The sequence below is a fragment of the Actinomadura sp. NPDC049753 genome, assembly GCF_040674655.1.
Classification (GTDB): Bacteria; Actinomycetota; Actinomycetes; order Streptosporangiales; family Streptosporangiaceae; genus Spirillospora; species Spirillospora verrucosospora.
In genome coordinates this window covers 1-7,808 of the sequence record NZ_JBFARL010000288.1, presented here as the reverse complement: position 1 = coordinate 7,808, position 7,808 = coordinate 1, and the positions used below count along the sequence as shown (strand labels likewise).

Here is a 7,808-nt window from a genome sequence, read left to right as displayed (position 1 = left end):
CGCCGGGCCTCGGCGGCCCGGCGCGCGGCCGCCCCGGACGGCGTGCCGCAGGGTACTTCCACGGCCCCCGCGGGTGCGCGCACCGGCGGGGGCCGTGCTCGCGTGTGAGGAGTGCGGGTGGACGCGGATCTCTGGCTCGTGGTGGGCCTGGGCAACCCGGGGCCGTCGTATGCGAAGAACCGCCACAACGCGGGGTTCATGGTGCTGGACGTCCTGGCGGCGCGCGCCGGAGGCAGGTTCAAGTCGCACCGGGCGCGGGCGGACGTGCTGGAAGGCCGGCTGTCGGGGAAGCGGGTGGTGCTGGCGAAGCCGCGCACCTTCATGAACGAGTCGGGCGGTCCGGTGAAGGGGCTGAGCGACTTCTACAAGGTGCCGGCGGAGCGGGTGGTCGTCGTCCATGACGAGCTGGACATCCCCTTCGGGGCGGTGCGGTTGAAGCAGGGCGGCGGTGACAACGGCCACAACGGGCTGCGGTCCGTCACCCGGTCGCTGGGTGCGAAGGAGTATCCGCGCGTGCGGTTCGGAGTGGGGCGGCCCCCGGGGCGTATGGACCCGGCGGCGTTCGTGCTGAAGGACTTCTCCGCGGTGGAGCGCAAGGAGCTCGACTTCGAGGTGGACCGTGCGGCGGACGCGGTCGAGGCGCTGCTGACCGAGGGGCTGGCCGCCGCGCAGAACACGTTCCACGCGGGTTGACCGGATCGCCGTCGCGCCGGGCGGCGAGCCGGACCGAATCGAGTGAGACCTGCCTTTTCGGCCCTGTAATTGCGTCACTGTCGCATAACTAACGGTGTCGGGCGAAAATCCGTTCACCCGGGGTGACCGGATGCATTCGGTCGGGTGACCGCATCCGGCCTCACGATCGGTGAACGGCTGTGATCAAGGCGCAGTGGCGCCATTTTCGTGTGCGGCCGGGCCGGTTCGGGCGCGTTGTCCAAGTGATGACCGCGTTCCGTCCGTGACCACGGCAAAGCGACCGTAAGATGCAGGCCGATCGAGGTTCAGGTTCAATGTGAACCTCGGGCGACGTTCAGCCGTCTTCGGTGTGAATCGCGCTGACGGGGCGCGCGTTACACAGGATTGGTGAGTGATTTATGGCCGTCGTTGACAAGGTTCAGGCCGAGTCATCGATCCGCCATGAGCACGAGCGCGCGGCGTCGCAGAACTGGAGCCGCTCCTACCGGCGGATCGCGAGGGTTCTCGACTTCACCAGCATGCTGATGGCCGGTGTGATCGCCTTCGTGCTCAGGTTCCCGGGCGTCCCGACGGAGCTGGACGCGCCGTACGTGGTGCTGACCGTGGCCCTGCCGGTGGTGTGGGTTCCGGCGCTGATGCTCTGCCGCGCGTACCAGCCGCGGTACGTGGGCGTCGGGTACGAGGAGTTCCACCGGGTGCTGCGCGCCGGGTTCATCCTGACGGCGGTGGTCGCGATCGTGGCGTACGCCACCAAGACCGACGTCGCGCGCGGCTACGTGGTGATGGCGCTGCCCCTCGGGACGTTCCTGGCGCTTCTGGCGCGGTACCGGCTGCGCAAGTGGCTGCACAAGAAGCGGTGGCACGGCGAGTGCATGCGGCGGGTCGTCGCCGTCGGGCACCGCACGTCGGTGTCCGACCTGATCCGGCTGCTGCAGAAGAAGCGCTACCACGGCATGGACATCGTGGCCGTGTGCCTGCCGCCCGCGCTCGCGGCGGGCGAGGACGCGGTCGCCGAGGTGGAGGGCGTCCCGGTGCTGGGCGACTTCGGCCAGGCGGCGGCGGTCGCCGACCGGATCGGCGCCGACTCGGTGGCCGTGCTGGCGTGCCCGGAGATGGACGGGGTGGCGCTGCGCCGGCTGGCGTGGCAGATCGAGCGCAACGACGTCGAGCTGGTCGTGGCGCCCGCGCTGATGGACGTGACCGGTCCGCGGATCTCGATCCGCCCGGTGTCGGGCCTGCCGCTGCTGCACGTGGAGCACCCGGAGCTGGACGGCGGCCGCAAGGTCCTCAAGGGCCTGGTCGACCGGGTGGCGGCGCTCGGCGGGATCGTGGCGCTGAGCCCGCTGCTGCTGCTGATCGCGGTCCTGATCAAGATGTCCGGGGAGGGCCCGGTGCTGTTCCGGCAGACGCGCGTCGGGCGCGGGGGCCGGGAGTTCACGGTGCTGAAGTTCCGCACGATGGTCGCCGACGCCGAGGCGCGCCGGCTGGAGCTGCTGGCCGCCAACGACCACGACGGCGTGCTGTTCAAGATCAGGCAGGACCCGCGGGTGACGCGGGTGGGGCGCCGGCTGCGCCGGTACTCGCTGGACGAGCTGCCGCAGCTGTTCAACGTGCTGCGGGGCGAGATGTCGCTGGTGGGGCCGCGGCCGCCGCTTCCGGACGAGGTCGCCCAGTACGGCGGGGACGTCTACCGCCGGCTGGTCGTCAAGCCGGGCCTGACCGGCCTGTGGCAGGTGAGCGGCCGCTCGGACCTGTCGTGGGAGGAGTCGGTCCGCCTCGACCTGCGGTACGTGGACAACTGGTCCCTCGCCCTGGACCTGCAGATCATGTGGAAGACCTGGTCGGCCGTCTTCCGGGGCTCCGGCGCGTACTGAGTGCCCGCCGCCGCGGCGGCGGGCCGCTGAGCGAGACCTCGTCCCGTGGCCGGTGCGGGCCGCATGAGAAAGTAGACCGAGCAGACCAGTCGAGTCGGGAATGTGATCTCAGATGACCGAGCCAGGGGCCAGAGACGATCATTCGCTCGCGGCCGAGCTCGCCGGGACGGCGGGCCGGCTGCTGCTGGGCGTGCGGGACGAGACGGGCTTCGCGGACGCGAGGGCCCTGAAGGACACCGGCGACCTGCGGGCGCACGAGTACCTGATGGCGGCGCTGGCCGAGCGCTGTCCCGGTGACGCCGTCCTGTCCGAGGAGGGGCGGTCCTCGGTCGCCGGGAAGCGGTCCAAGGGCGACGACCGCGCACCGACCCGCAACACCGCCGACGCGGAGCGGCTCACCGCCTCCCGCGTGTGGATCGTGGACCCCCTGGACGGCACCCGCGAGTTCTCCGAGGAGGGCCGCCGCGACTGGGCCGTGCACGTGGCGCTGTGGGAGCGCGACGCGTCCGGACCCGGCCGCCTGGCGGCCGGCGCCGTCGCGCTGCCGGCGCAGGGCCTGACGCTCCGCACGGACGCGGTGGGCGGCGCCTCGCTCGTCCGGACGGACCTCTCCGACCCCGACCCCGTCACCGCCGGGAACGGGTCCGCCGGGGCGCCGCCGCCCCGCGAGGTGCCGCTGCACGTCCCGGCGCCGGACGCGGGGAAGCTGCGCATCGCCGTGAGCCGCACGCGGCCGCCGGAGTTCGTCCGGCGGCTGGCGGAGGTGATCGAGCCGGACGTGGAGCTGGTGCCGATCGGGTCGGCGGGGGCGAAGATCTCCGCGGTGCTGCTCGGCGAGGTGGACGCCTACGTGCACGCGGGCGGCCAGTACGAGTGGGATTCGGCGGCACCGGCGGCCGTCGCGCTCGGCGCCGGGGCGCACGCGTCCCGGATCGACGGGTCGCCGCTGCGCTACAACCGTGAGGACCCCCGGCTGCCGGATATCCTGGTGTGCCATCCCATGTCGGCGTCAACGCTGCTGACCGGCATTCGGGAAGTGAGCGGCGCGCTGCCCTGACCAGTCCGTCCCCAGGACGGGACTGAACCGGCGCGGCCGGCGTTTCGATCCGGTGGGAAGGCATGCGCCCGTCCCCGTGCCACCGGTTGCCTCTGCCAGAACAGCGTGGAAAGAGCCCCATAGCATGCAGCGTTGCGATTACCTACTGTCTCAGCTGGACGTCCTCGAAGCCGAGTCGATCCATATCTTCCGGGAGGTGGCGGCCGAGTTCGAACGGCCGGTGCTGCTGTTCTCCGGCGGCAAGGACAGCATCGTCATGCTGCGCCTGGCCCAGAAGGCGTTCTGGCCCGCCCCGATCCCGTTCCCGGTCATGCACGTCGACACCGGCCACAACTTCCCGGAGGTGATCGAGTTCCGGGACCGCCGGGTGGCGGAGCTCGGCGTCCGGCTGATCGTGGCGTCGGTGCAGGACGCGATCGACAGCGGCCGGGTGGTGGAGCAGAAGGGCCGCCGGGCGTCCCGCAACAGGCTGCAGATCACCCCGCTGCTGGACGCCATCGAGGAGCACCAGTTCGACGCGGCGTTCGGCGGCGCGCGCCGCGACGAGGAGAAGGCCCGCGCGAAGGAGCGCGTGGTCTCCTTCCGGGACGAGTTCGGGCAGTGGGACCCCAAGAACCAGCGCCCGGAGCTGTGGAACCTGTTCAACACCAAGATCGTGCAGGGTGAGCACGTCCGGGTGTTCCCGCTGTCGAACTGGACCGAGCTCGACATCTGGGACTACGTGCGCCGCGAGGAGCTCGAACTCCCGCCGATCTACTTCGCGCACACCCGGCAGGTGTTCGAGCGCGACGGGCTGCTCCTGGACGCCGAGACGGGCTTCGCGAACCGCGGCGACGACGAGCCCGAGTTCGCGGCGACCGTCCGGTACCGGACGGTCGGCGACGCGTCCTGCACGGGCGCGGTGAAGTCGAACGCGGTGACGCTCGACGAGGTGATCGAGGAGATCGCGGCGACGCGGATCACCGAGCGCGGCCAGACCCGCGCCGACGACCGCACCAGCGAGGCCGCGATGGAGGACCGCAAGAAGGAGGGCTACTTCTGATGGCCAGCGCGAACGACCGGCTCGCCGGGGACCGGCCGGCCGAGGCCCGGCCGGCCAAGCAGATGGACCTCCTGCGGTTCGCCACCGCCGGCAGCGTCGACGACGGCAAGTCCACGCTGATCGGCCGGCTGCTGTTCGACTCCAAGTCGATCTTCGAGGACCAGCTGGAGTCGGTCGAGAAGACCAGCGCCGACCGCGGCGAGGAGTACACGAACCTGGCGCTGCTGACCGACGGCCTGCGGGCCGAGCGGGAACAGGGCATCACCATCGACGTGGCGTACCGGTACTTCGCGACGCCGCGCCGCAAGTTCATCATCGCCGACACGCCGGGGCACATCCAGTACACCCGGAACATGGTGACCGGCGCCTCCACCGCCGACCTGGCGATCATCCTGGTGGACGCCCGGAAGGGCATCCTGGAGCAGTCGCGCCGGCACGCGTTCCTCACCACGCTCCTGCAGGTCCCGCACCTGGTCGTGGCGATCAACAAGATGGACCTGGTCGACTACGACCGGGGCGTGTACGAGCGGATCGTGGACGAGTTCACGGCGTTCGCCTCCAAGCTGGAGGTCACGGACCTGACGTTCATCCCGATCTCGGCGCTGCACGGCGACAACGTCGTCGAGCGCAGCGTGAACATGCCGTGGTACGAGGGCTCGTCGCTGCTGCACCACCTGGAGCACGTGCACATCGCCTCCGACCGCAACCTGATCGACGTGCGGTTCCCGGTGCAGTACGTGGTCCGCCCGCACGCGTCCACCGACCCCGACCTGCACGACTACCGCGGCTACGCGGGCCAGGTCGCGGGCGGCGTGCTGAAGCCGGGCGACGAGGTGGTGCACCTGCCGTCCGGGCTGACCACGACGATCACCCATATCGACGGGCCGGGCGGGCCGGTCGATGAGGCGTTCGCGCCGATGTCGGTGACGCTGCGCCTCGCCGACGACATCGACATCTCCCGCGGCGACATGATCGCCCGTCCGAACAACCGGCCCGAGGTCGCGCAGGACATCGACGCGATGGTCTGCTGGATGACCCCGGACCGCACCCTCACCCCGCGCTCGAAGCTGGTCATCAAGCACACGACCCGCACCGCGAAGGCGATGGTGAAGCAGCTGCACTACCGGCTGGACGTCAACACGCTGCACCGCGACGAGCAGGCGGCCTCCCTCGGCCTGAACGAGATCGGCCGCGTCTCGCTGCGGGTGACGCAGCCGCTGTTCGTCGACGACTACGGCCGCAACCGCCTCACCGGCGGCTTCATCCTGATCGACGAGGCCACCAACAACACCGTCGCCGCCGGAATGATCACCGGCGCGCGCTGATCCCGGCCCGCCGCGGGGCCCGGCGGGCCCCGCGGCGGGCGCCGGTCCGCGTCCCCCCGACCCCCTACGACAAGGCAGGCCCTGGATGCCCCCATCCGTCGGAGTCGTGCTTCCCACGCACAACCGGCCGGAGCTGCTGCGCCGCGCGCTGGAGTCGGTGCTGGCACAGGAGTACGGGGGCGAGGTGCGCGCGGTCGTCGTCTTCGACCGGGCCGAGCCCGACCCGTCCCTCGCGGGGGACCGCGTCGAGGTGATCCGCAACACCCGGGCGCCGGGCCTGGCGGGCGCCCGCAACTCCGGGATCCTCGCCCTCGACACCGACCTGGTCGCGTTCTGCGACGACGACGACCTGTGGCTGCCCGGCAAGCTCGCCGCGCAGGTGAAGGCCCTGGAGAGCGAGCCGGACGCCGTGCTGTGCAGCTCCGGCATCCTGATCGACTTCGACGGGCGGGAACTGCCCCGGCTGGCCGGGACGGGCCGGGTGACCTACGACGCCCTGATCCGCGACCGGATGATGAGCGTCCACTCCTCCACCTACGTGGCGCGCCGCGAACCGCTCATCGAGATCGGCATGGTGGACGAGACGATCCCCGGCAGCCAGGGCGAGGACTGGGACCTCGCGCTCCGCGCCGCCCGCCGCCACCCGGTGGTGAACGTGGACGAGCCGTACGTCCGGGTCCTGTGGGGGCTGACGTCCTACTACGCCCAGGCGTGGGAGACGAAGGTCGCCGCGCTGGAGTGGTTCCTGGAGCACTACCCGGAGATCGGCGAGGAGCCGGGCGCGGCCGGGCGCGTCTACGGGCAGCTCGCCTTCGGCTGCGCGACCGTGGGCCGCCGCAGGGACGCGCTGCGCTGGTCGGCGCGCGCCCTCAGGGCGAACCCGGCCGAGCGCCGCGTCCCGTTCGCGCTGGCCGTGGCGTCGGGGGTCGTGTCCGGCAAGCGTGTCCTGCTGGCCCTGCACACCCGGGGCCGCGGCATCTGACCGCGGCCATGCCGATTCCCCGGCTTTGGCCACCTTTCCCCAAGTCGCGCCGGTAATGTCGATGGCCATCCCAGCGTTGAAGGAGCCTCTTCCGTGAACCACTTCTCCCGCCGCATCGTCGCGTCCGGGACGCTGGCGCTGGCCCTCGTGCCGGCGTTCGGAATGACCGCCGCGCCCGCCTTCGCGGGCGTCGACCTCGACGCGGTCGCCGAGGGCATCAGCGAGAGCGGCTACTACGTCGACTCCCACGCCAAGTACTACCAGTCGGACGGCGCGCAGGAGCTGCTCCGCAGCGCGCAGGGCCGGTCCGTCGCGGTCTTCATCGCGATCCTGCCGCCCGGGAACGACCCCGGCCAGGTCCTCGGCCAGTTGCCGGGCCTGATGAAGCGCAAGGGCACCTACGCGGTGCTGGCGGGCGACCAGCTCCGGGTGTCCTCCACGGCGCTGCCGGGAGCCCGGGTGAAGTCCATCTACGACGGGGCGGTGAAGAGCAGCAAGGGCAAGCCCGACCTGGCGCTGCTGCGCTTCGTGCAGACGCTCCCGGAGTCGAAGTACGCGCCGCCGAAGCCCGGCAAGCGCGGCAACAACGGCAAGCCCGCGCCGGAGGCGTCGGTCAAGCAGCAGGAGCAGGAGGAGCGCACGCTCGCCCAGTCGCAGCCGACCGTTCCCGCCACCGGATACGAGCCCCCGAAGGACGACGGATCGCCCATGCCGTACGTGCTCGGCGGCGCCGGGGTGGTGGCCGTGGCGGCCGCCGGCGGCGGGTTCCTGCTGTGGCGCCGCCGCTCCGCGACTCCGGCTCCCGCCGGCGGGACCGCGGCCCCGGGCGCGGCCG

The 7,808-nt window shown here is 71.7% G+C and carries 7 protein-coding genes; all 7 read left to right on the top strand.

The features are described 5' to 3' along the window. The first annotated feature begins 117 nt into the window (after positions 1-117). Positions 118-693, top strand: coding sequence for an aminoacyl-tRNA hydrolase (gene pth, locus AB0K37_RS38610; protein ID WP_363990202.1), 576 nt, complete (start codon positions 118-120; stop codon positions 691-693). 398 nt (positions 694-1,091) lie between these two features. Continuing rightward, entirely contained in the window at positions 1,092-2,567 is a 1,476-nt protein-coding gene (locus tag AB0K37_RS38605) for a sugar transferase (protein ID WP_363990199.1), read from the top strand. A 112-nt stretch (positions 2,568-2,679) separates the two neighbouring features. After that, complete coding sequence (locus tag AB0K37_RS38600; RefSeq protein ID WP_363990197.1) at positions 2,680-3,624, top strand: 3'(2'),5'-bisphosphate nucleotidase CysQ; 945 nt, start codon at positions 2,680-2,682, stop codon at positions 3,622-3,624. Between the two features lie 124 nt (positions 3,625-3,748). Next, on the top strand, positions 3,749-4,666 hold the full coding sequence (gene cysD, locus AB0K37_RS38595; RefSeq protein WP_363990194.1) for a sulfate adenylyltransferase subunit CysD: 918 nt from the start codon (positions 3,749-3,751) through the stop codon (positions 4,664-4,666). Between the two features lie 62 nt (positions 4,667-4,728). Next, a complete protein-coding gene (locus tag AB0K37_RS38590; RefSeq protein WP_345173626.1) occupies positions 4,729-5,991 on the top strand; it encodes a GTP-binding protein in 1,263 nt (420 codons plus the stop codon). Positions 5,992-6,076: 85 nt separating this feature from the next. After that, a complete protein-coding gene (locus tag AB0K37_RS38585) occupies positions 6,077-6,973 on the top strand; it encodes a glycosyltransferase family 2 protein (protein ID WP_363990191.1) in 897 nt (298 codons plus the stop codon). A gap of 93 nt (positions 6,974-7,066) precedes the next feature. Further along, the coding region (locus AB0K37_RS38580; protein ID WP_363990188.1) for a hypothetical protein at positions 7,067-7,808 on the top strand (742 nt) is incomplete at its 3' end.

Coding starts and splice junctions, on each gene's coding strand:
- AB0K37_RS38605 (WP_363990199.1), top strand. CDS start 1,092: ATGGCCGTCGTTGACAAGGTTCAGGCCGAGTCATCGATCCGCCATGAG.
- AB0K37_RS38600 (WP_363990197.1), top strand. CDS start 2,680: ATGACCGAGCCAGGGGCCAGAGACGATCATTCGCTCGCGGCCGAGCTC.
- cysD (WP_363990194.1), top strand. CDS start 3,749: ATGCAGCGTTGCGATTACCTACTGTCTCAGCTGGACGTCCTCGAAGCC.
- AB0K37_RS38590 (WP_345173626.1), top strand. CDS start 4,729: ATGGACCTCCTGCGGTTCGCCACCGCCGGCAGCGTCGACGACGGCAAG.
- AB0K37_RS38585 (WP_363990191.1), top strand. CDS start 6,077: ATGCCCCCATCCGTCGGAGTCGTGCTTCCCACGCACAACCGGCCGGAG.